The organism is Arthrobacter sp. SDR-2R, from assembly GCF_057747955.1.
In genome coordinates this window covers 2276507-2298138 of the sequence record NZ_CM173231.1, presented here as the reverse complement: position 1 = coordinate 2298138, position 21632 = coordinate 2276507, and the positions used below count along the sequence as shown (strand labels likewise).

Genomic DNA, 21632 nt, shown 5'->3' with positions numbered 1-21632 from the left:
GCACTGCTGAAGGCACGGTCAGTGGGCCGCCGGGACGCTGCGGAACACGTCCGGGTAGTTGTCCAGGGTCTTGATCCTGTTCAGCGGCCAGGCGATGACCGCGGCCTTGCCTTCGAGGTCCTTGAGATTGATGAATCCGCCGTCAGTCTCCATGTGCGCACGGGAATCGGCAGAGTGGTTCCGGTTGTCACCCATCACCCACACCTTGCCTTCCGGTACGGTGACGTCAAAGTTGCGGATCTGCGGGACTTCCGCGGGATTGATGTAGGTCTCGTCAATCGCGGTCCCGTTAATGGTCAGTTTACCGCCGGCGTCACAGCAGACAACATGGTCGCCCGGGAGCCCGATGACACGCTTGACCAGGTGCTGTTCGGAGTTGTCGGGCAGGAGGCCGACGAATGTCAGGCCGTCCTGGACCCAGGTGAACGGTCCCTGTGCCTTGGCCGGGGCCGGCGGCAGCCAGCCCTTGGTGTCACGGAATACCACCACGTCGCCGCGGCTGAGCGCGAAGGGCTCCGGCACCAGGAGGTTCACGAAGATCCGGTCATCCACGTCGAGGGTGTTCACCATGGATTCCGAGGGAATGAAGAATGCCCGGAACAGGAAGGTCTTGATAAGGAAGGACAGCACCACGGCGATGACCACCACCGTGGCGATTTCCTTGAGCCAACCCAGGACGGGATTGCCGCCGGACTTGGCGGCCGCTGCCTTCGACGCCGTCCTGTGCCGCCGATGGACGGGGGCGGCGGTTTCCGGGGTGTCGCCGGGTACGGAGGGAACTGGAACGGTGGGCGTTTCTGATGCGCCGTCATGGCGCGGTTCAGGTTTCCGCGCGTGATTCTCGGGCATTTACCGTCCGTTCTGTGTTGTCGGCCCCGCTGCGGGCGGCCGTGCTACTGGAGCAAATCTATCAAGCGGCCAAAGGATCTGGACCGGCCGGCCAATCACCCTGTCCAGCGGAACCAGTCCGCCGCCGGGAGCACCGAGCAGGCTGCGGGAGTCAGCGGACACCGAGCGGTGGTCCCCCATCAGCCAAAGCCTGCCCTCCGGAACCGCGGTGCTGAACTTCTGCGTGCTCGGCGCGTCGCCGGAAAAAATGTAGGGCTCATCCATGGGAGTGCCGTTGACGGTGACCTTGCCGCCGGCGTCACAGCAGGCCACCGTGTCGCCGGGAAGGCCGATGACCCGTTTGACGTAGGTTGTGTCGCTGCCGGTCAGGCCGAGCCACTGCATGGCGGCAGCGGCTGCGTCCGGCAGCGGACCCCTGCCGCTGTTCAACGGTGCAAAGCTGCCACGGCCATCGAAGACAACGACGTCCCCGTGCCGGATGGGTTCGGACTGGAAGTCCGTGCGTGACACCAGGATCCGGTCCCCGCCCTGCAGGAGCGGCTCCATTGAATCCGAAGGGATGAAGTAGACGTCAAGCCACAGGGACCGGACCACTCCGCTGATGGCCACCGCGAGGAGCAGGGCCAGTAAAACAAAACGCCAGCCCATTTTGCGGGGCTGGCGTTTTGTCTGGTGCATGGTCCGTATCCTGGCGCTGGTGCATTGCTCCGGCGCATGCCGGGTACGGCCGCGCTCCAGCCTGGCCGTAAGTCCGGGCAGAACTTACTTACTTGGCGGAGCTGAAGTCGCGCTTTTCCTTGATCTTCGCGGCCTTGCCACGCAGTGCACGCATGTAGTACAGCTTGGCGCGGCGGACGTCACCCTTGGTGACAACCTCGATCTTTTCGATGATCGGGGAGTGCACCGGGAAGGTACGCTCCACGCCGACACCGAAGGAGACCTTGCGAACGGTGAAGGTTTCGCGCACGCCGTCGCCCTGGCGGCCCAGGACGAAGCCCTGGAAGACCTGGACACGGGTGTTCTTGCCTTCGATGATGTTCACGTGCACCTTGAGCGTGTCGCCGGCGCGGAACTCGGGAACATCGTTGCGCAGCGAGGCTGCATCGACGGAATCGAGAATATGCATGATTGCACTCCTGGTGAACGCCACAGGTCATTCACTTTGGGTCACGGCGGGCAAGTCCGGCTGCCGGAAGGCAGGCCGGGTCTCACCGCCGAAGTAAAATAGTCCGGCCGCTTCAAGGGTTGATGGGGCCGGTTGTCCGGCTGTTGGCCGCGCTACCCCCTGTGGCAGGTGCGGACCCAGCAGACACAAGGGTTAATTTTGCCACAGCGGCAGGGTTACGCCAATTCGCCCGGCACTAATCCTGCGGCGCGGCTGCCGCTTCCGGCCGGCGGACCAGCCTGCCATCCACGATGTCATACCCCAGGTTGTGCAATTCGGTGCGGTCGCCACGCGGGAGGCTGCCGGCGTCGAACCCTTCCAGGAGGTCCGGACGCCGCGCCGCTGTGCGGCGGTACTGCTCGTGGCGCCGCCATTGGGCGATCCTGCCGTGGTTGCCGCTCAGGAGCACCGGCGGCACCTCGCGGTCACGCCACATGGAAGGCTTGGTGTAGACCGGATATTCCAGGAGTCCGTCCGAGTGGGATTCCTCCACCAGGGATTCGGGATTGCCCACTACACCGGGCAGCAGGCGGCCAATGGCTTCCACCATGGCCAGGACGGCCACTTCCCCGCCGTTCAGCACATAGTCGCCCAGGCTGACAGGCCGAACCGTGAAGTGTTCCTGCGCCCATTCGATGACCCGTTCATCGATGCCCTCATACCGCCCGCACGCAAACGCCAGGTGCTGTTCCTCGGCCAGTTCATAGGCGAGGGCCTGGGTGAACCGCTCGCCGGCCGGGGATGGGACGATGAGGACCGGCTTGCGCTGCGGATCCGGCCGCTCCTCCGCCACGGCGGCGAGTGCCTGGGCCCAGGGTTCGGGCTTCATGACCATTCCGGCGCCGCCGCCGTACGGGGTGTCGTCGACAGTGCGGTGCTTGTCCGTGGTGAAGCTGCGCAGGTCATGGACGTGCAGGTCCAGGATGCCGTCGTGGCGGGCCTTGCCAATCAGCGAGAGTTCAAGCGGGGCGAGGTATTCAGGGAAGATGCTGACGACGTCGATGCGCATCTAGTCCCTGCTTTCCGGTTCCGGGGCAGCGGCTTCGTCGGTGTTGAGTTCGAAGAGTCCGTCCGGCGGGGTGAGGAGGATGAAGCCTTCCTCGATATTCACCTCAGGCACGATCTGTTCCACGAACGGGATGAGGATTTCCTTGCCGTCCGGGGTGGTGACCATGAGAAGGTCCTGCACGGGCATGGTGTTCAGCGCGGTCACCTTGCCCACAACCTGCGCCCCTACCCGGGCCTCCAGGCCGACAAGCTCGTGCTCGTACCAGCCCTCGTCATCATCCCCGTCCAGTTCTTCGGTTTCGATGAACAGCTTGGCGCCGCGGAGGGTTTCAGCCTGGTTGCGGTCCGCCACCTCCTCAAAACCGAGCAGCAGGATGTCCTTGTTCCAGCGCGCACTCCGCACGGTCAGCCGTCCTGCCACGGCGTCCTCAACGACGAATTCCGTTCCCGGGACAAAGCGGTCCTCCGGAGCGTCCGTCAGCACCTGGACGGTGACTTCCCCGCGAATGCCGTGCGGCTTGCCGATCCGTGCCACCTGAAGCTGCATCTGTTCCTCTGTTCCGGGTTGTGGTGGTTCCGGTGGAAGCACCATGTTGGTCAAAGCACTCCGGCCCCTCCACCTGGCGGTGAAGGGGCCGGAGCAAAAACTGAATGTTGCCGAGCGCTCAGCGGCGGCGGTCGGTATCGACGACGTCGACCCTCACCGGTTCGCCACCGGCCAGTGCTGCCACCACGGTGCGCAATGCGCGGGCGGTGCGGCCCTGGCGGCCAATCACCCGTCCAAGGTCGTCCTGGTGAACGCGCACCTCGAGGGTGTCCCCGCGGCGGTTGCTCTTCGAACTGACCTTGACGTCATCCGGGGAATCGACGATTCCGCGGACCAGGTGTTCCAGCGCTTCTGCCAGCAATCTACTCAGCCTCGGTGGTCTCAGCTTCGGCGTCGGCCGGGGCCTCGGCAGCGTCAGACTTGGATGCCTTCTTGGTGATGGCTTCCGGGATGATGACCGAGCCCTTCTCCGGGGCAACAAAGGCTTCCTTCGCGACCTTGGTCTTGAGGGTGCCTTCCTGGCCCGGCAGGCCCTTGAACTTCTGCCAGTCACCGGTGATCTTCAGGATCGCGGCGACCTGCTCGGACGGCTGGGCGCCGACGGAGAGCCAGTACTGCGCACGCTCGGAGTTGACCTCGATGAACGAGGGCTCTTCGGTGGGGTGGTACTTGCCGATCTCCTCGATGGCGCGGCCGTCACGCTTGGTGCGTGAGTCCGCAACGACGATGCGGTAGTACGGGGCGCGCATCTTGCCGAAGCGCTTAAGGCGAATCTTTACGGCCACTTTTGTGGTCACTCCTGTTTCAGAAAAGGGGTGAACCCGGCTTTCTGCACCCGTGGGGCGGGCCGTACTTGCGGGTTCGAAGGACAGGATCCGGACGCGGAGAGAGGGGCCACGCAGATCGAGTACCTGTTTATTGTGCCAGATGAACGGCGTTATTTCGACTTGGGCCACCGCGCCGGCGCCGCGGCCGGCCCTTGTGGAGGCGGAGGACGGCCGAAACCGGCATCACGGGGTCAGGCCGACCAGACGTACAGTCCCGTCCGCTCGGAATCGTCGATCGAGGCGGCCAACTCCGCCACCTGCTGAACGTAGCTCCGGGCCTGGCCGGCGTCGAACGGCATATCCTCCTGGCCGGCCCACTGTTCGGCGACGTCGTCAAGGACATTGCCTTCGCCTTCGGTTTCATAGGAGAGCAGGTCGGCCAGCGCACGGACCATGGCCGGCGGCACGGCAAGGAGCGAATCGCTGGCGACGTCCACCATGGTCAGCTCATAGTCGGCCCCGCCGGCGTGCACGGCAGTCCCGGCAAGATCGCCCAGCTGTTCGACTTCGAAGTCGCTGATGCCCTGGATCCGCACCGCCTGGCCCCCGGGCCCGCTGTCCGCCGCGGAGCCGCTTCCCTGGTCAAGGATGCCGGCGCGTTTCAGCGCGGCGTCATGGGTGGCGACGAAGATCTCGGTGAAGCCCATGGCGGGTGCCCTTCTTCCGTTGGCGGAGCTGCGTGCCGGGAGTTGCAGCCCGGCCGTACGGAATCAGCCTAGTTGCTGCGCGCCCGCCGGCAAACGCGCCGGGCCGGAGCCCGCGAGCCCCAACACTGGCCCGTCAGCACTGGCGCACGGCCCGTGCAGGAGCACCGGTCAGCGGACTGCCACCCGGAGCCGGTTGCGCCACGGGTCCTCGAACCGGAGCTCCGCGCCGGTGTGGTGGGCGGGCACCCCGGCGACCCTCAGGCGGTCAGCCAGCGCCCCGACGTCGTCACCCGAGGGAACCTCGATGAGCACCTCGCCCAACCCAAGGGTGTCCTTGCGGGGGCCGGCGCCGCGGCTGTTCCAGACGTTCATGGCCATGTGGTGGTGGTAGCGGCCCGCGGAAACGAACAGGGCCTGCCCATGCCAGCCCGCCGTCTTCTCGAAGCCCAGGGTACCCACGTAGAAGTCCCTGGCGGTCTGGACGTCGCCAACCTGGAGGTGGACGTGCCCCACGCCTGCGGACGTCCGCCGCTGGCCTTCGAGGGATTCCTCAGTGAGGTGCTGCTCCAGGTAGCGCTGCGGCGGAAGCGCCAGGCTGTCCATCACCACGTCCGTCCCGTTCCAGGACCAGTTGCTGCGCGGCCGGTCCCAGTACAGCTCGATGCCGTTGCCCTCGGGGTCGGTGAAGTAGAAGGCCTCACTCACCAGGTGGTCGGCGCTGCCGGTGAAGGACCGGGGTTCGTACTGGGCTGCCGTGGCGATGGTGGCCGCAAGGGAAGCCTGGTCCTCGAACAATAGGGCGGTGTGGAACAGGCCGGCCTCTCCCCTGCCGGGAAGGTGCAGCCCGGGGGCCGGCGCCAGGTGGACCAGCGGCCTGCCGAGCCTGCCCAGGTAGAGCCCGCCGTCCTGCTCCGCCACCGCCTCCAGGCCCAGTGCGCGCTGGTAGTAGTCGGTCATGACCTTCATGTCGCCCACCTTGAGCATTACCGTGCCCATGGCGAGGTCGGCAGGAAGAAGATCCTGGCTGCTGGCTGCGTCGGTCATTTGAAGGCTCCTTGTGTTGGAGGCCGTCACTTCGGCGGCCTGTCACATATTAAAATTACTTGAAGCTTCAATTTATTCCAAGTAGCGGAACCAAATAACTCAACGGATGACGCGGCCGCCCAGCACCACGTGCTCCAGCGCCGTGATCGTGTCCGGGGTGGTCCGGGGGTCGTCCCGGCACACCACGACGTCGGCCCGCGCGCCTTCCTCCAGGTTGTCAGCGCCCAGCCACGCACGCGCTGCCCAGCAGGCGGCATCCAGGGCCGCATGCATGGGCAGGCCGGCCCCGTGCAGGGCGAGGATCTCATCTGCGATCCTGCCGTGCCGGATCACGCTGCCTGCGTCCGTGCCGGCAAAGATCCGGACGCCGGCGGCATGGGCCTCCGCCACCCGTTCCAGCCTGCGTTCCCACAGGGCACGCATGTGGGCGGCGTAGCGCGGAAACTTTGCGTCCGCCTGCTCCGCGATATCAGGAAAGGTGGCGATGTTGATGAGGGTGGGCACGATCGGTACGCCCTGCTCCACGAACCGGGGCAGGTGGCGCGGCAGCAGCCCCGTGGCGTGCTCAATGCAGTCAATGCCGGCGTCCAGCATTTGGTCCAGGGTGTCTTCGGCGAAGCAATGTGCCGTGACCCGGGCACCTTCATCATGGGCAGCCTGCACAGCGTCACGCACGACGGCGGCAGGAAAGGAGGGCGCAAGGTCGCCGGCGCTCCGGTCGATCCAGTCGCCCACCAGTTTGACCCAGCCGTCGCCGTCGCGCGCTTGCTTCCGCACGGCCTCCACGAGCCCGTCGGGTTCGACCTCCGCCGCGAAGCCGCGCAGGTAGCGGCGTGTGCGGGCCACATGCCGTCCTGCACGGATCAGTACCGGGAAGTCCCGGCCGCCCTGCATCCAGCGGGTATCGGCAGGTGAGCCGGCGTCGCGGACCAGCAGGGTTCCGGCGTTGAGGTCAGCCAGCGCCTGCTCCCGGGCAACGGCGGGTTCCACCGGGCCGTCGGGACCCAGGCCGATGTGGCAGTGGGCGTCGACGAACCCCGGCAGCACCCAGCCGTCGAGTTCCCGCGCCGGAGGGGCAGCGGGCCGGCTGAACGTGAGCTTGCCGTCCACCGACCAGAGTCCATGGCGTACCCGGTCCGGTGCGGCCAGGACGGGTCCGCGAAAGTAGATGATGTCTGCCATCGGGCTTCCTTTCGATGCCCGGTCAGGCTAGCACCCGCAAATGTGACACCGCCCTTCCGGGGGCCTGTGGTAGCTTCTTCTCTGACCACACGGGAGCCCTTGCAGGGGCTGAGATCGGGCTGACGCAGCCTGCGACCGTTGAACCTGTCCGGGTAATGCCGGCGAAGGAAGTGAGTATTCCCTTGAGTACGCAAAACACCCAGTTGAACCCTGCCCACGTGCCGTCCACCGGGGGTTCCGGAGCCGGCTCCACGCCCCAGGTGAACCAGTCCGAAGTGACCCGGTCCCTGGCGTCGCATTCGCTGGCCTATATCGACGACGCCGGGTCCGGCATCCGGGTACCCGTCACGGAAATTGCCCTGGAGCCATCGCCCAACGGCCAGCCGAACGCACCGTTCCGGACCTACCGGACGGCGGGGCCGGGAAGCGACCCCGTCCGCGGCCTGGAGCCCTTCCGCGCGGAGTGGATCGTGGCGCGCGGAGACACCGAGGCCTACAGCGGCAGGGAACGCAACCTGCTCGACGACGGCCGCTCGGCCGTCCGCCGCGGCGCCGCCTCCGCGGAGTGGAAGGGCGCGCAGCCGGTGCCCCGCCGCGCCGTCGACGGCCGGACGGTGACCCAGATGCACTATGCCCGGCAGGGCGTCATCACGCAGGAGATGCGCTTCGTGGCGCTGCGCGAGAACTGCGACGTGGAACTGGTCCGGAGCGAACTGGCCGCCGGCCGCGCCATCATTCCGAACAACATCAACCATCCGGAGTCCGAACCGATGATCATCGGCAAGGCCTTCCTGGTGAAGATCAACGCCAACATCGGAAACTCGGCCGTGACGAGTTCCATCGCGGAGGAGGTGGACAAGCTCCAGTGGGCCACGCAATGGGGTGCCGACACCGTTATGGACCTGTCCACCGGCGACGACATCCACACCACGCGGGAATGGATCATCCGCAACTCCCCCGTCCCGATCGGCACCGTGCCGATCTACCAGGCCCTGGAGAAAGTCAACGGTGAGGCCAACGCGCTAACCTGGGAAATCTTCCGGGACACCGTCATTGAACAATGCGAGCAGGGCGTGGACTACATGACCATCCACGCCGGCGTGCTGCTTCGCTATGTCCCGCTGACCGCCAACCGGGTGACGGGCATTGTGTCCCGCGGCGGCTCCATCATGGCCGGCTGGTGCCTGGCCCACCACCAGGAGAACTTCCTCTACACGCACTTCGATGAGCTGTGCGGGATCTTCGCGAAGTACGACGTTGCCTTCTCCCTGGGCGACGGTTTGCGCCCCGGTTCGACGGCGGACGCCAACGACGCCGCCCAGTTCGCGGAACTGGACACGCTCGCCGAGCTCACCCAGCGCGCGTGGGAGTACGACGTGCAGGTCATGGTGGAGGGGCCCGGCCACGTTCCCTTCCACCTGGTCCGGGAAAACGTCGAGCGGCAGCAGGAACTCTGCAAGGGGGCCCCGTTTTACACCCTGGGCCCGCTGGTGACAGATGTTGCTCCGGGCTATGACCACATCACCTCAGCGATTGGTGCCACCGAGATTGCCCGTTACGGCACCGCGATGCTGTGCTACGTCACCCCGAAGGAACACCTGGGCCTGCCCAACAAGGACGACGTGAAGACCGGCGTGATCACCTACAAGATCGCCGCGCACGCGGCGGACCTGGCCAAGGGGCACCCGGGGGCGCATGAGCGGGACGACGCCTTGTCCAAGGCGCGGTTCGAATTCCGCTGGCGGGACCAGTTCGCACTGTCCCTGGACCCGGTGACGGCTGAGGCGTTCCACGACGAGACGCTGCCGGCTGAGCCTGCCAAGACGGCGCACTTCTGTTCGATGTGCGGGCCCAAGTTTTGCTCCATGCGGATCAGCCAGGACATCCGCGACGAATTTGGTTCCGCGGAGGCGCAGGCGGCACTCGCCGATGCTGCGGCCGGGATGCGCGGGAAGAGCGAGGAATTCCTGGCGGCCGGCGGCAAGGTCTACCTGCCGGAACTGCGGGTGCCTGCTGACAGCTAGGACGCGCGGGCCGGCTGGCTCCGGCTGACCTGGCTGATGAACTGCCGGATGGCCCGGTCCCCGTCCGGGGAGTCATGGGGCCGGTGTCCTCCCGCGGCAACGCGGTGCAGGGCCCCGGTCTCCCGGAGGTACCCGGCGATTTCCTCGTAGAGCGGTTCCCACCCACCGGTCAGCACCAGCGTGGGCACCCCGGGAACAATGTGCAGCGGCGCCTCCCATGACGGGGCCTGGAGCCGCAGCCTGCGGGCGGACCTTTTTTCTTCCGTGGTGGCGGGCTGCTGGAGGTCGGTGGCGAAGACCCGCCGGACGAATTCGCGCTGGAAGTCTTCGTCGCTGAGCTGGTGGCGCACGTCGAAGAGGGGCTGCATGAGGCTGATGTGGGCGGCAGTGGCCGGGAGTTCCGCTGTCAGGGAGAGGCAGGCCGGTTCCACCAGCGTCAATGAGAAGACCAGGTCCGGACGTTCGACGGCGGCCATCATGGCCGCGATCGCCCCCTGGGAGTGCGCCACCACATGCCCGCCGGCGGCGCCGCGGCCGTCATCGGCAAGGGAGCGCAGGATGATGGCGGTGTCCTCCGCGAAGGACGACTCCAGTGGCTCCGCGAGGACGTCAAAGCCATGGCGGCGGAGGAACAGGGCGTCATAGGACAGTGCCATGCCGTGCTGGCGCGGCCACGCGGCGGCACCGAAGGTTCCGGCGCCGTGCACGAACACTACCCTCTGCTTGAACATGTCCCAACCCTATTCCACGGCACTGACATCCCAAGCAAGCAGCGCCAGGTGTCGTTCTGAGAGGTCAAAACAACACCTGGCGCTGCGCTGCCGGGGAACTGCTACTTGCCCAGGAACTTGTCGAAGCCCTTGGGGAGGTTCAGCTGGGACGGGTCGAAGTCCCCGCCCTGCTGGCCGAAGGCGGCGCCCGTAGGCAGCGCCTTGGCGGCGTTGGCACGGCGGGCTTCCGCTTCCTTGCGCTCCTGGGCAGCCTTGGCCGGGTTGCCGGACTTTGCCTTCTTCTTGGGCGCGTTCTTGGCGTTCTTCCGGGCACCACCGCCGGCGCCGGGCAGGCCAGGCATCCCCGGCATTCCCGGCATGCCGCCCTGGGCCATCTTCTTCATCATCTTCTGGGCCTGGGCGAAGCGCTCCAGCAGGCCGTTGACCTCGGAGACGTGGACGCCGGAACCACGGGCGATGCGTGCCCGCCGTGAACCGTTGATGATCTTCGGCGCCAGCCGCTCGTGCGGTGTCATGGAGCGGACGATTGCCTCGACGCGGTCGATCTCGCGCTCGTCGAACTGCTCCAGCTGCTGCCGGATGTTCTGTGCACCCGGCATCATCATGAGCATCTTCTTCATGGAGCCCATGTTGCGGATCTGCTGCATCTGGGCCAGGAAGTCCTCAAGGGTGAAGTCTTCCTGGTCGGCGAACTTCTTCGCCATCCGGGCGGCCTCATCCTTGTCCCAGGCCTTTTCGGCCTGTTCGATAAGGGTGAGGATGTCGCCCATATCCAGGATGCGCGAGGCCATCCGGTCCGGGTGGAAGAGTTCGAAATCGTCCAGGCCTTCGCCGGTGGAGGCGAACATGACCGGCTTGCCGGTGACCGACGCGACTGAAAGAGCGGCACCGCCTCGGGCGTCGCCGTCGAGCTTGGACAGCACGATGCCCGTGAAGTTCACGCCTTCGTCGAAGGCGAGGGCCGTGTTCACGGCGTCCTGGCCGATCATGGAGTCGATCACGAACAGGACTTCGTTGGGCACGATGGCACGGCGGATCTGGCGCGCCTGTTCCATCATGTCGGCGTCCACGCCCAGGCGGCCGGCCGTGTCAACGATGACGACGTCGTGCAGCTTCTGGCGTGCTTCCTCGACGCCGGCGCGGGCGACGGCGACGGGGTCGCCGGCGGGCTGGTCCAGCTCGGTGGAGGTGGCACCCGGGTGCGGGGCGAAGACGGGGACCTTTGCCCGCTGGCCCACCACCTGGAGCTGGGTGACGGCGTTAGGGCGCTGCAGGTCGCAGGCCACCAGCATGGGGCTGTGCCCCTGGGCCTTCAGCCACTTGGACAGCTTGCCCGCAAGGGTGGTTTTGCCGGCACCCTGGAGGCCGGCGAGCATGATGACGGTGGGGCCGTTCTTGGCCAGCCGGATCCGCCGGGTTTCGCCGCCCAGGATCTCGACGAGTTCCTCATTGACGATCTTGACGATCTGCTGGCCGGGGTTCAGTGCCGCAGAGACCTCGGCACCCAGGGCGCGTTCACGGACCCGGCCAGTGAACTCACGCACAACGGGAACGGCAACATCGGCGTCCAGAAGCGCGCGGCGGATCTCCCGGACGGTGGCATCGACGTCGGCCTCGGTGAGCCTGCCTTTACCGCGGAGATTCTTGAAGGTTGCTGTCAACCGGTCAGAGAGTGAATTGAACACGCGACGTGCACTTCTTTCAGTGGATGATCGGGACTCGACTATCTAGGGTATCAAGTCAGGCCCGGTAGGTGGCATGCTGGCAAAATGACGAGCCAAACGACTGTGAAAACCCTGCTCATCCTCGGCGCCTCGGGCGACCTCACCGGCCGGCTCCTCCTGCCCGGCCTGGCGCGGCTCGTTGCCGCAGGCCGCGCGGAGGGCCTCACCCTGGTGGGGGCAGGCTCGGATCCGTGGACGCCGGAACAATGGCGGGAGCGGGTCCAGGCATCGTTCGCTGCTGCAGCCGGCGCGGCAGACAGTTCCGGAAAGGACGCCCTCGAGCTGCTGCAGAAGGAGACGGCGTACCACCAGGTGGACGTCACGGCCAAGGGTGCCCTGGCCGCCCTGCTCGCGGGGCTGGAAGGCCCGGTGGCCGTTTACTTTGCGTTGCCGCCCCGGATCAGCCAGCAGGCATGCGAGACGCTCCAGCCGGAAGAGGTTCCGGAAGGCACCCGCCTGGTAATGGAGAAGCCCTTCGGCTTCAGCGAGGAATCGGCCCGGTCGCTGAACCGGACCCTGGCACGGCTGGTCCCCGAAGACCATATCCACCGGGTTGACCATTTCCTGGGCAAGGCCACCGTCCTGAACATCCTGGGCCTTCGGTTCGCCAACAACTTCCTTGAGCCGGTATGGAACAGGCAGCACGTGGAAAAGGTGGAGATCTTTTTCGATGAGGACCTGGCCCTGGAAGGCCGAGCGCGCTACTACGACGGCGCCGGCGCCCTCCGGGACATGATCCAGAGCCACCTCCTGCAGGTCATGGCGATCATGGCCATCGAACCTCCGGCCACCATCGGCGAGCGCGACCTCCGCGACGCCGTCTCCACCGTCCTGCGGGCCAGCAGCGTCAGTGCCCCCTTCACTGGCTCAACGCGCAGGGCCCGCTACACCGCCGGTTCCGTGGCAGGCAAGGACGTCCCGGACTACGCCAAGGAGGAAGGCGTGGATCCCGGAAAGGGAACCGAAACCCTTGCCGAAGTCCAGGTGGGCATCGACAACTGGCGCTGGCGGGGGGTTCCCTTCATCCTGCGTTCCGGCAAGGCCCTGGGCGACAAGCGCAAGGAAGCGGTGGTCACCTTCCTTCCGGTGCCCCACCTGCCCCAGGGCTTTACCGGGGTGGACTCCCCCAACCAGCTCCGGATCGGTTTCGGCCCGGACACACTGGAGTTCGACGTCGACGTCAACGGTCCGGGAAACATCTTCAGCCTGGGCCGGGTCACCCTGGAAGCCGAACTGAGCGCCTCCGATCTCCTGCCCTACGGCGAAGTGCTGGAAGGCGTGCTGACCGGCGATCCGTTGCTGTCCGTCCGGGGAGACACTGCAGAGGACTGCTGGCGGATTGTTGAGCCGGTCCTCAAGGCGTGGGAGCGCGGGGACGTCCCGCTTGAAGAGTACGACGCCGGTTCGGCCGGCCCGGCATCCTGGCCCACCAACCGCTCAAAGGACTGAGCAGTCCGCGGCAGCACCGGCAGCGTTAACAACAGGCAGGGCGGGAACCTTTCGGTTCCCGCCCTGCCTGTCTTTATGGTTCCGTGCCGGTGCCTAGATGGCGGCCACTCCGCGTTCCCCGGTCCGGACCCTAACTGCTTCATGGACATCGATGGTCCAGACCTTGCCGTCCCCGGCCCTGCCGGTATTGGAACTGGCAATGATCACATCCAGGATGTCGTCTGCCTGCTCGTCCGTGGCCAGGACTTCCACCCGGATCTTGGGCAGGAGGTCCACGTTGTATTCGGCTCCGCGGTAGACCTCGGTGTAGCCGCGCTGCCGGCCGTATCCGCTGGCTGCGCTGACGGTCAGGCCCTGAACACCATAGGATTCCAGTCCCTCCCTGATGGCTTCGAGCTTTTCCGGCCGGACGATTGCAGTAATCAGTTTCATGCCCCCACGCTTTCCTTACCTGTTGCTGACTGTGACTTCTGCGTGCCCGGCGTCCCCTGGACTGGCGCGTGGGACTCGCCCTGGCCCTTGCCGGTGATCATGTCGTGCAGCGGCTGGAAGCTTCCGCCGTGTCCGCTCAGTCCGAACTCGTAGGCAGTCTCGGCGTGCAGGCTGAGGTCCACACCCACCGTTTCCTGTTCCTGCGAGACCCGGAAGCCCATGGTCTTGTGGATGGCCAGCGCAATGATGGCCGTCAGGACTGCGGAGTAGGCGATGGCGACGCCGGCTGCCGCGAGCTGCGCCCAGAGCTGGGTCAGTCCGCCGCCGTAGAAGAGGCCGCCGCCAACACCGTCGGTGGGCAGTGCGATGAAGCCGAGCGCCACGGTGCCGATGATGCCGGACACCAGGTGCACGCCGACGACGTCCAGCGAGTCATCGAAGCCCCAGCGGAACTTCAGGCCGACTGCCAGGGCGGAGGCTACGCCGGCCACGACGCCCAGGCCGAGTGCACCGACGGGGCTGACGTTGGCGCAGGCCGGGGTGATGGCGACGAGGCCGGCCACCACGCCGGATGCGGCGCCGAGGGAAGTGGGGTGTCCGTCGCGGATCCGTTCGGTGACCAGCCAGCCGAGCATGGCTGCTGCCGGGGCTGCGAGGGTGTTGATCCAGATCAGACCCCCCTGTTCGGCAGTGGTGGCTGCACCGCCGTTGAAACCGAACCAGCCGAACCACAGGATGGCTGCGCCGAGCATGACGAACGGGATGTTGTGCGGGCGGTGGTTGGGGTCCTTGCCGAAGCCCTTGCGGTTGCCGATGATGAGGACGAGGATGAGCGCCGCCACACCTGCGTTGATGTGGACCACGGTGCCGCCGGCGAAGTCGATGGCGGGGCCGAGGGCCTTGCCGATGGCGCCTTCGGGGCCGAAGAGTCCGCCGCCCCACACCATGTACGCCAGCGGGCAGTAGACGAGCGTGACCCACACGGGAACGAAGACGGACCAGGCGCCGAACTTGGCGCGGTCGGCGATGGCGCCGCTGATCAGTGCCACGGTGATGATGGCGAAGGTGGCGGCGTAGCCAACCTTGATCAGACCGTCAGGGGTGGTGATGCCCTCAAGGCCGAATGTGGCGAACGGGTTGCCCACGATCTCCAGGAAGCCTTCACCGGAGCTCATGGACGCGCCCCACAGCACCCAGACAACACCCACCATGCCGATGGAGATGAAGCTCATCATCATCATGTTCAGTGCTGCCTTGGCGCGGGTCATGCCGCCGTAGAAAAATGCCAGACCGGGTGTCATGAACAGCACAAGGGCTGCCGCCACCATGACCCAAACGTGACCTGCGGTAAGTTCCATGGTGCACGTCCTCTCTCATCGAATCTTGCGGAGTACTCCGCCTGCCAACGCCTTTTTGCGTCCTGTAATGAGTTTGTGGGCGGCGTGTTTCGCCCGCGGAGGATTTAGATTGCGGGCCTGTTACAACAACCTCTAGGAAGTAAATGGTGCATATCCGCCTTGTTACGGTTATGTTTCCGCACCCGCGCAGCCACCCGGCTCCCTTTCCTGCAAGGACTCCTTCACAATGACGGCAACACCCCGCGAAAGCGGCGCCACTTCGAGGTTTTTGGCCCGGCTAAGGCCTCGGCGGGAGAAACTTCCCCGCGACATTAAGGTGATGCTGGCCGCGGCGTTCCTGATTGCGCTTGGATTCGGGCTCGTTGCGCCTGTATTGCCGCAGTTCGCAACAACCTTCGGCGTAGGGAACACCGAGGCAGCCGTCATCGTGGCGATCTTTGCCTTCATGCGCCTTGCCTTTGCACCCGCCGGCGGAGCTCTGATCGGCAAGCGCGGTGAACGGCCCGTCTATGTCGCTGGGCTGTTGATCGTGGCCTTGTCCACGGCGGCCTGCGCCTTTGCGCAGGACTATTGGCAGTTGCTGCTGTTCCGCGGCCTTGGCGGAGCCGGGTCCGTGATGTTCACGGTGGCATCGATGGCCCTGGTGGTCCGCCTGGCCCCACCCCAGAGCAGGGGCAGGGTCTCAGGTGCCTATGCGTCCGCTTTCCTGATCGGGAATGTGTGCGGGCCGATTGTGGGCGGTCTGCTGGCGGGGCTGGGCCTGCGGGTCCCGTTCCTTGCCTACGCCGGGGCCCTGCTCGTTGCCGCGTTTGTGGTGCAGACCCAGCTCAGCCACCAGCGCCGGGGCGGCGGTGAAACCCAGCACCGTCCGCCGGACATGCGCTTTGGCGAAGCCGTGGCTGCCGGAACCTACCGGTCGGCCCTGCTGTCCAGCTTTGCCAACGGGTGGGCCACGTTTGGCGTCCGCATGGCAACGGTGCCGCTGTTCGCCGCGGCAGCCTTCGGGGCAGGACCGCAGGCGGCCGGACTGGCGCTGGCAGTCTTCGCTGCCGGGAACGCCGCCGCGCTGACCTTCTCGGGGCGGCTGGCGGACTCCCTGGGGCGCAAGCCGATGATGATCTCCGGCCTGCTGGTGGCAGCCTTCGCGACTGCGGCGATCGGCTTGACCTCCGACCTGCCCTGGTTCCTTGCCGCATCGACGCTTGCCGGCGTCGGGTCCGGCCTTTTCGGCCCGGCGCAGCAGGCCGCCGTCGCCGATGTCATTGGGAACGCACGCTCCGGCGGCAAGGTCCTGGCCGTCTACCAAATGACGTCCGACGTCGGAGCGATCGTCGGACCGGTGGCGGCCGGGCTGCTCGCGGACCGGCTGGGTTTCGGCTGGGCTTTCGGCGTGACCGGCGGCGTCATGCTCCTGGCCGCCGTCGGCTGGCTGCCCACCCGCGAAACACTCCGGGTTAAACCCAACTAGCCCGCAGTTGTTGTCGTTTTGAGGGCTCAAAACGACAACTAATGCGAGCTGGTTGGGCTGGCTTAGCTAGTTCAGCAGGGCGTCGACAAAGCCTTCGGTGTCGAACGGGGCCAGGTCGTCGGCGCCTTCGCCCAGTCCGATGAGTTTGACGGGCACGCCGAGCGTCTTCTGGATGGCGACGACGATGCCGCCCTTCGCGGTTCCGTCCAGTTTGGTCAGGACGATGCCGGTGATGTTGACAACCTCCGAAAAGACCCGCGCCTGGTTCAGGCCGTTCTGGCCGGTGGTGGCATCCAGAACCAGCAGGACCTCGTCCACCTCGGCCAGCTTCTCCACCACGCGCTTGACCTTGCCCAGTTCGTCCATCAGGCCCACCTTGTTCTGGAGGCGGCCGGCGGTGTCAATCATGACAACGTCCACTTCCTGCTCAATGCCTGCCTTCACGGCCTCGTAGGCAACGGAGGCGGGATCGGCGCCGTCGATGTCCGACTTCACGGTGGGGACGCCGACGCGCTGCCCCCACGTGGCCAGCTGTTCCGCCGCGGCGGCGCGGAACGTGTCCGCGGCACCCAGCAGGACGTCCTTGTCCTCTGCCACCAGCACGCGCGCCAGCTTGCCGACGGTGGTGGTCTTGCCGACGCCGTTCACGCCCACCACCATCATCACGGCAGGCCTGTCCGCATGGCGCTGGACGTTCAGGCTGCGGTCCATGGAGGGGTCGACAAGCTTGATGAGCTCTTCTCGGAGCATGGCCTTGACGTGTTCGGGGGTCCGGGTGCCCAGCACCTTGACCCGTTCGCGCAGGGCATCCACCAGCTGCATGGTGGGTTCGGTTCCCAGGTCCGCGAGGAGGAGTGTCTCCTCCACCTCGTCCCAGACGCTCTCATCGATCCGGTCGCTGGACAGCAGCGCCAGCAGGCCCTTGCCCATGATGTTGTTGGAGCGGACCAGCCGCTCACGGAGGCGGGTGAGGCGGCCCGCGACAGGCAGCGGGGTTTCGACGGGAATGGTTTCCAGCCCGGCAGCGTCGTCCGGAACCGTAGTGGTGTCAAGCCCTTCGAGGTCCACGCCCGCGGGCGCCGTGCGTTCGATTGGTCCGGCGCTGTCCGCTACGGCGGTGCTGCCGCCGGAGCGGACCTCAGGATCGTTGGCGTCCCGCGTGCCGGGGTACCGGGTGATGTTCCTCCGCGTCTTGAGCAGGACCGGAATCAGGCCGCCGATGACCACCAGCGCAACAAGAATGGACAGGACAATGGGAAGGATGTCATTCACTCCCCTAGCTTCTCACAAACGGCCTGCCCGGTTCGGGCGCCCGGCCCGCCCCTGACCTGCCCCAATGCGGCGCCCCCGCGGCCGCCGGACGCCGGCGGTGCTGCTACACCTCGGAAACGAGCCGCTGGCTGATCACCGTGGAAACGCCGTCGCCCCTCATGGTGACGCCGTACAGTGCGTCCGCCACCTCCATGGTCCGCTTCTGGTGGGTGATGACGATGAGCTGGCTGGACTCCCGCAGTTCCTCGAAGATGGTGATCAACCGGCCGAGGTTGGTGTCGTCCAGCGCCGCCTCCACCTCGTCCATGACGTAGAACGGCGAGGGCCGCGCCTTGAAGATGGCCACCAGCAGCGCCACCGCGGTAAGGGACCGCTCGCCCCCGGAGAGCAGGGACAGCCGTTTAATCTTCTTGCCCGCGGGACGGGCCTCCACCTCGATGCCTGTGGTGAGCATGTCCCCCGGGTCCGTGAGGACCAGGCGGCCCTCGCCGCCGGGAAAGAGCCGCTCAAAAACCCGGACAAACTGGACCTGGGTGTCCTCGAACGCCTCGGCGAAGACGCGCTGGACCCGGTCGTCCACTTCCTTGATGATGTCCAGCAGGTCCCGGCGGCTGGCCTTCAGGTCCTCAAGCTGGGTGCTGAGGAACTGGTGCCGCTCCTCCAGTGCCGCGAATTCCTCCAGGGCCAGGGGGTTGACCTTGCCCAGGCTGGCGAGGTCGCGTTCAGCTTTGCGCAGCCGTTTCTCCTGCTCCTGCCGGACGTACGGCTTCCCTTCCCGGATTTCTTCCCCGCCGGCGTCAACGGGAGCCCGCAGCGCGGCCCACTTGTCGCCGGTCTCCTCCGCAGGCACGGGAACCGGGACGTGCGGCCCGAACTCTGCCACCAGCGCTTCGGGGGTGATGCCCAACTCGTCCACGGACCGGGATTCCACTGCCTCGATCCTGGCCCGCTGCTGCGCACGGGCCAGCTCATCCCGGTGCACGTTGTCGGTGAGGTCGGCCAGTTCGCGGGCCAGGGCGTCGTTGGCTTCCCGGATGTCCCGCAGCCCACGGTCACGCTGTTCGCGGTTTTCCTCGGCCAGGTCCCGTTCGTGCCGGGCGAGGTCCACCGATACGTCCACGTAACGCAGTGCCAGTTCCGCCGCGGCGGAAACGGCGGCCGCACGCCTGGCCTGGATGCGGCGGCGCCGGGCACGCTGGGCTGCTTCCTCCCGGGCACGGCGTTCGGTGGCGGCGGCGCGCTCCAGGGACGCCACCCTGTTGCGGGTTGCCGCCAGCTGCTCTTCGGCGCTGCGCAGGGACAACCGCGCTTCCACTTCCGCTGCACGGGCGGCGGATGCGGCACGGGCCAACGCGTCCCGCTGTTCGGTGGAGGGCTCCTCTTCAACCGGAGCCTCCTGGGCGGCGGCCAGCCGGGCCGTGATGGCAGCGAGCGCCTCCTCCTCCGCGGCAACGTTCTCCGCAGCGCGTGCCAGGGAGGCAGCCAGGCGGTCGCTCTCACCGACGGCGCTGCGCAGGACTGAATTCAGGTGGCCCAGGCGTTCGGCCACGGCGGCCAAGCGGGCATCGGATTCGTGCAGTTTGTCCAGGGCAGCGTCCGCCTCCTCCTGCGCTCCGGCGCGGCGCGCCTCGGCGGCGGCCAGGGCGAACCTGTTCCGCTCCAGGTCTGCCGTGACCGCCAAAAGGCCACGGTCGGCGTCGTCCACCGCCGCCTGCACCTCAAGGAGGGAGGGCGCCTTGGCAGAACCGCCGGCAACGGATACGGCGGTGAACACGTCCCCCTCGCGGGTGACCGCCGTGAGTCCGGGCAGCCCGGCCACCAGCGCAGCCGCGGCGTCGATGCCTGTGACGACGGCGGTTCCGGACAGCAGGTGCCGGACCAGCGGGATGTGCTCCGCAGGTCCGTCCACCAGGTCGGCGGCCCATTGCGCACCATCGGGCAGCGGCACTGCTTTGGGGGCGGCCGCTCCTCCCGGCGTGGACTCCGTGGCGGGGTCACCCAGGTGGCCTGCCACCGCTGATGCGAGGAGCAGCGACGCCCGCCCGGCGTCGTCGTCCTTGAGCACCTTCAGGACGGCGGCCGCCGTGTCCTGATCCTGGACGAGGACTGCCTCGGAGGCCTCTCCCAGCGCGGCAGCGACCGCCGCCTCGTAACCACCCTGCACGCTGATCCCGGCCGCCAGGCTGCCCAGCACCCCGGACAGCCCTGACTCCAGTACGTGCCTGGCACCGTCCTTGCGGTCCAGGCCGAGCTTAAGAGCGTCGAGCCGGGCGGCAAGGGCGTCCCGCTTGCGGACGCCTTCGTTGACGGCGGCCTTGAGCTGGGCAATCTCCTGAAGGACCGCATCAAGTGCTTTACTGGCGGCCTCGTAATCGGCGTCGAGGGATTCCTCCCCTTCCTCCACGCCGGCCACCTGGTTTTCCAAGGCCGTGAACTCGGCCTGGGCGCGCGCCCGCCGTTCCGTGCCGGCGACAAGGGACTCCCGCAGCCGGCCCAGTTCTGCCTGCGCGGATTCCACCCGGGACCGGGCCGCCGCCACTTGTCCGGCCAGGCGGGCCAGGCCTTCCCGCCGGTCCGCCGCGGCCCGGAGCTGGGCCGTGAGCCGCCGGTCCTCGGCCACGGCTGCCTGCTCTGCCTCGGCCTTCGCGGCGCTGGCCGTGTCCAGGGTGGTGCGCCTGGCGTGGATGTCCCGTTCGAGCTCGGCCAGCTCCTGCCGCACCCTGGCGGCTTGGCGTTCGAGCTGTTCGGGGTCCCGCGCGGATGCCGGTGCGGCATCGTCGGAGCCGAGCAGGCGGCTGCGCTCGGTGGCCAGCGAACCGAGCGACCGGAGGCGCTCCCGTGCAGTGGACAGCTGGTACCAGGTGTCCCGCGCGGCGTTGAGCCGGGGTGTGGCTTCGGCAGCCAGCTGCTCCAGCGCCGCCTGCTGCCGGCGCCCGGCTTCGAGTTCCTGCTCGACGGCGGTCCGGCGGGCTTTGAGCGCTGCCTCGTCCGCCACGTCCTGCTCCAGGGCCTGCTGCAGCTGGACGAGGTCATCGGCGAGCAGCCGGGCACGGGCGTCCCGGACGTCGAACTGGACGCGCTGGGCGCGGCGGGCCACTTCGGCCTGTTTGCCAAGGGGCGTCAGCTGGCGGCGGATCTCCCCGGTGAGGTCTGTGAGGCGCTGCAGGTTGGCCTGCATGGCCTCCAGCTTCCGGACGGTCCGTTCCTTGCGCCGGCGGTGTTTGAGGATCCCCGCCGCCTCCTCGATGAAGCCGCGGCGGTCCTCGGGGGTGGCGTGCAGGACGCGGTCCAGCTGCCCCTGGCCCACGATGACGTGCATCTCCCGGCCCAGCCCGGAGTCGGAGAGCAGCTCCTGGATATCCAGCAAACGGCAGGCGGCACCGTTAATGGCATATTCGGAGCCGCCTGTCCGGAAAAGCGTCCGTGAGATGGTCACTTCGCTGTATTCGATGGGGAGCGCGCCGTCGGCGTTGTCGATGGTCAGCGAAACGTGGGCGCGTCCCAGGGGCGGCCGCCCGGACGTCCCGGCAAAAATGACATCCTCCATCTTGCCGCCGCGGAGAGTCTTGGCCCCCTGCTCCCCCATGACCCAGGCCAGGGCGTCCACCACATTGGACTTGCCGGATCCGTTGGGACCCACGACGGCGGTGACGCCGGGTTCGAAGTCGAAGGTGGTGGCAGAGGCAAAGGACTTGAACCCCCGGACGGTGAGGCTTTTGAGGTGCAAGGCTTTTCAGGTCTCCTGGAGCGGATAGGACAGTTTTGCTGGAACCGGCTCACTACAATCTACTGCGCAGGACCGACATTTCCCGGCAGCAGCACCCGGAAGCCGGGGCCGGGGCCACGGCCGGATATGCCGGTTCCGGCCGGGCAAAGGCATAGTTAAGCTCTTGAGCCTGCGTTTA

19 protein-coding genes and 1 riboswitch are annotated in these 21632 nt (G+C 67.0%); of the genes, 3 read left to right on the top strand and 16 right to left on the bottom strand.

Going from position 1 to position 21632, the window contains the following annotated elements:
* Nucleotides 1–18: 18 nt before the first annotated feature.
* The 10 genes from lepB (AC3ANU_RS10665) to AC3ANU_RS10620 form a co-directional block, all read right to left on the bottom strand.
* On the bottom strand, nucleotides 19–849 hold the full coding sequence (lepB, locus tag AC3ANU_RS10665) for a signal peptidase I (RefSeq protein WP_488314512.1): 831 nt from the start codon (nucleotides 847–849) through the stop codon (nucleotides 19–21).
* Nucleotides 850–1527, bottom strand: coding sequence for a signal peptidase I (gene lepB / locus AC3ANU_RS10660; RefSeq protein WP_488314511.1), 678 nt, complete (start codon nucleotides 1525–1527; stop codon nucleotides 850–852).
* Nucleotides 1528–1615: 88 nt separating this feature from the next.
* Entirely contained in the window at nucleotides 1616–1975 is a 360-nt protein-coding gene (rplS, locus tag AC3ANU_RS10655; RefSeq protein WP_018768283.1) for a 50S ribosomal protein L19, read from the bottom strand.
* Between the two features lie 235 nt (nucleotides 1976–2210).
* Nucleotides 2211–3023 (bottom strand): tRNA (guanosine(37)-N1)-methyltransferase TrmD, encoded by an 813-nt coding sequence (trmD, locus tag AC3ANU_RS10650; protein ID WP_488314510.1) that lies wholly within the window; start codon nucleotides 3021–3023, stop codon nucleotides 2211–2213.
* Nucleotides 3024–3569: a ribosome maturation factor RimM gene (rimM, locus tag AC3ANU_RS10645; RefSeq protein ID WP_186447728.1), complete on the bottom strand. Its 546-nt coding sequence runs from the start codon at nucleotides 3567–3569 to the stop codon at nucleotides 3024–3026. It lies immediately after the preceding gene.
* Nucleotides 3570–3687: 118 nt separating this feature from the next.
* A complete protein-coding gene (locus AC3ANU_RS10640; protein ID WP_013601399.1) occupies nucleotides 3688–3930 on the bottom strand; it encodes an RNA-binding protein in 243 nt (80 codons plus the stop codon).
* Nucleotide 3931: 1 nt separating this feature from the next.
* A complete protein-coding gene (gene rpsP / locus AC3ANU_RS10635) occupies nucleotides 3932–4354 on the bottom strand; it encodes a 30S ribosomal protein S16 (protein ID WP_018768286.1) in 423 nt (140 codons plus the stop codon).
* 233 nt (nucleotides 4355–4587) lie between these two features.
* Complete coding sequence (locus tag AC3ANU_RS10630) at nucleotides 4588–5043, bottom strand: hypothetical protein (protein ID WP_056387866.1); 456 nt, start codon at nucleotides 5041–5043, stop codon at nucleotides 4588–4590.
* Between the two features lie 168 nt (nucleotides 5044–5211).
* Entirely contained in the window at nucleotides 5212–6087 is an 876-nt protein-coding gene (locus tag AC3ANU_RS10625; protein WP_018768288.1) for a VOC family protein, read from the bottom strand.
* A 99-nt stretch (nucleotides 6088–6186) separates the two neighbouring features.
* Nucleotides 6187–7269, bottom strand: a complete 1083-nt coding sequence (locus AC3ANU_RS10620) for an amidohydrolase family protein (RefSeq protein WP_488314509.1) — start codon at nucleotides 7267–7269, stop codon at nucleotides 6187–6189.
* Between the two features lie 79 nt (nucleotides 7270–7348).
* A riboswitch (TPP riboswitch) is annotated at nucleotides 7349–7456 on the top strand.
* Here AC3ANU_RS10620 and thiC point away from each other — a divergent pair.
* Complete coding sequence (gene thiC / locus AC3ANU_RS10615) at nucleotides 7452–9293, top strand: phosphomethylpyrimidine synthase ThiC (protein WP_488314508.1); 1842 nt, start codon at nucleotides 7452–7454, stop codon at nucleotides 9291–9293. (Overlaps the previous riboswitch by 5 nt.)
* On the opposite strand, the gene AC3ANU_RS10610 is transcribed toward thiC, so the two are convergent.
* Nucleotides 9290–10024 carry an alpha/beta fold hydrolase gene (locus tag AC3ANU_RS10610; RefSeq protein WP_018768291.1) on the bottom strand — a complete coding sequence of 245 codons (735 nt, stop codon included), beginning with the start codon at nucleotides 10022–10024 and terminating at the stop codon, nucleotides 9290–9292. The genes thiC and AC3ANU_RS10610 overlap by 4 nt on opposite strands.
* Before the next feature lie 101 nt (nucleotides 10025–10125).
* Nucleotides 10126–11709, bottom strand: a complete 1584-nt coding sequence (gene ffh / locus AC3ANU_RS10605) for a signal recognition particle protein (RefSeq protein ID WP_018768292.1) — start codon at nucleotides 11707–11709, stop codon at nucleotides 10126–10128.
* Nucleotides 11710–11793: 84 nt separating this feature from the next.
* Here ffh and AC3ANU_RS10600 point away from each other — a divergent pair, with 84 nt between their 5' ends.
* Nucleotides 11794–13197, top strand: a complete 1404-nt coding sequence (locus AC3ANU_RS10600) for a glucose-6-phosphate dehydrogenase (RefSeq protein ID WP_223991945.1) — start codon at nucleotides 11794–11796, stop codon at nucleotides 13195–13197.
* A 93-nt stretch (nucleotides 13198–13290) separates the two neighbouring features.
* On the opposite strand, the gene AC3ANU_RS10595 is transcribed toward AC3ANU_RS10600, so the two are convergent.
* Together AC3ANU_RS10595 and AC3ANU_RS10590 are read right to left on the bottom strand one after the other, a co-directional pair.
* Complete coding sequence (locus AC3ANU_RS10595) at nucleotides 13291–13629, bottom strand: P-II family nitrogen regulator (RefSeq protein ID WP_018768294.1); 339 nt, start codon at nucleotides 13627–13629, stop codon at nucleotides 13291–13293.
* Nucleotides 13626–14987 carry an ammonium transporter gene (locus AC3ANU_RS10590; RefSeq protein ID WP_018768295.1) on the bottom strand — a complete coding sequence of 454 codons (1362 nt, stop codon included), beginning with the start codon at nucleotides 14985–14987 and terminating at the stop codon, nucleotides 13626–13628. The genes AC3ANU_RS10595 and AC3ANU_RS10590 overlap by 4 nt, the downstream gene beginning before the upstream one ends.
* A 226-nt stretch (nucleotides 14988–15213) precedes the next feature.
* Between AC3ANU_RS10590 and AC3ANU_RS10585 the strand changes: the two genes are divergently transcribed.
* Nucleotides 15214–16455: an MFS transporter gene (locus AC3ANU_RS10585; protein ID WP_026265614.1), complete on the top strand. Its 1242-nt coding sequence runs from the start codon at nucleotides 15214–15216 to the stop codon at nucleotides 16453–16455.
* Between the two features lie 66 nt (nucleotides 16456–16521).
* Here AC3ANU_RS10585 and ftsY read toward each other — a convergent pair whose 3' ends face one another.
* Nucleotides 16522–17727 carry a signal recognition particle-docking protein FtsY gene (gene ftsY, locus AC3ANU_RS10580; protein WP_018768297.1) on the bottom strand — a complete coding sequence of 402 codons (1206 nt, stop codon included), beginning with the start codon at nucleotides 17725–17727 and terminating at the stop codon, nucleotides 16522–16524.
* Between the two features lie 103 nt (nucleotides 17728–17830).
* The gene (gene smc / locus AC3ANU_RS10575; protein ID WP_488314507.1) at nucleotides 17831–21454 is read right to left on the bottom strand and encodes a chromosome segregation protein SMC; all 3624 of its coding nucleotides are present in this window, start codon (nucleotides 21452–21454) and stop codon (nucleotides 17831–17833) included.
* Nucleotides 21455–21632: the final 178 nt, after the last annotated feature.

Bases quoted from the DNA above. Each gene is read 5' to 3' on its own strand.
- lepB (WP_488314512.1), bottom strand. From the start codon at position 849: ATGCCCGAGAATCACGCGCGGAAACCTGAACCGCGCCATGACGGCGCA.
- lepB (WP_488314511.1), bottom strand. From the start codon at position 1,527: ATGCACCAGACAAAACGCCAGCCCCGCAAAATGGGCTGGCGTTTTGTT.
- rplS (WP_018768283.1), bottom strand. From the start codon at position 1,975: ATGCATATTCTCGATTCCGTCGATGCAGCCTCGCTGCGCAACGATGTT.
- trmD (WP_488314510.1), bottom strand. From the start codon at position 3,023: ATGCGCATCGACGTCGTCAGCATCTTCCCTGAATACCTCGCCCCGCTT.
- rimM (WP_186447728.1), bottom strand. From the start codon at position 3,569: ATGCAGCTTCAGGTGGCACGGATCGGCAAGCCGCACGGCATTCGCGGG.
- AC3ANU_RS10630 (WP_056387866.1), bottom strand. From the start codon at position 5,043: ATGGGCTTCACCGAGATCTTCGTCGCCACCCATGACGCCGCGCTGAAA.
- AC3ANU_RS10625 (WP_018768288.1), bottom strand. From the start codon at position 6,087: ATGACCGACGCAGCCAGCAGCCAGGATCTTCTTCCTGCCGACCTCGCC.
- AC3ANU_RS10620 (WP_488314509.1), bottom strand. From the start codon at position 7,269: ATGGCAGACATCATCTACTTTCGCGGACCCGTCCTGGCCGCACCGGAC.
- AC3ANU_RS10610 (WP_018768291.1), bottom strand. From the start codon at position 10,024: ATGTTCAAGCAGAGGGTAGTGTTCGTGCACGGCGCCGGAACCTTCGGT.
- AC3ANU_RS10600 (WP_223991945.1), top strand. From the start codon at position 11,794: ATGACGAGCCAAACGACTGTGAAAACCCTGCTCATCCTCGGCGCCTCG.
- AC3ANU_RS10595 (WP_018768294.1), bottom strand. From the start codon at position 13,629: ATGAAACTGATTACTGCAATCGTCCGGCCGGAAAAGCTCGAAGCCATC.
- AC3ANU_RS10590 (WP_018768295.1), bottom strand. From the start codon at position 14,987: ATGGAACTTACCGCAGGTCACGTTTGGGTCATGGTGGCGGCAGCCCTT.
- AC3ANU_RS10585 (WP_026265614.1), top strand. From the start codon at position 15,214: ATGACGGCAACACCCCGCGAAAGCGGCGCCACTTCGAGGTTTTTGGCC.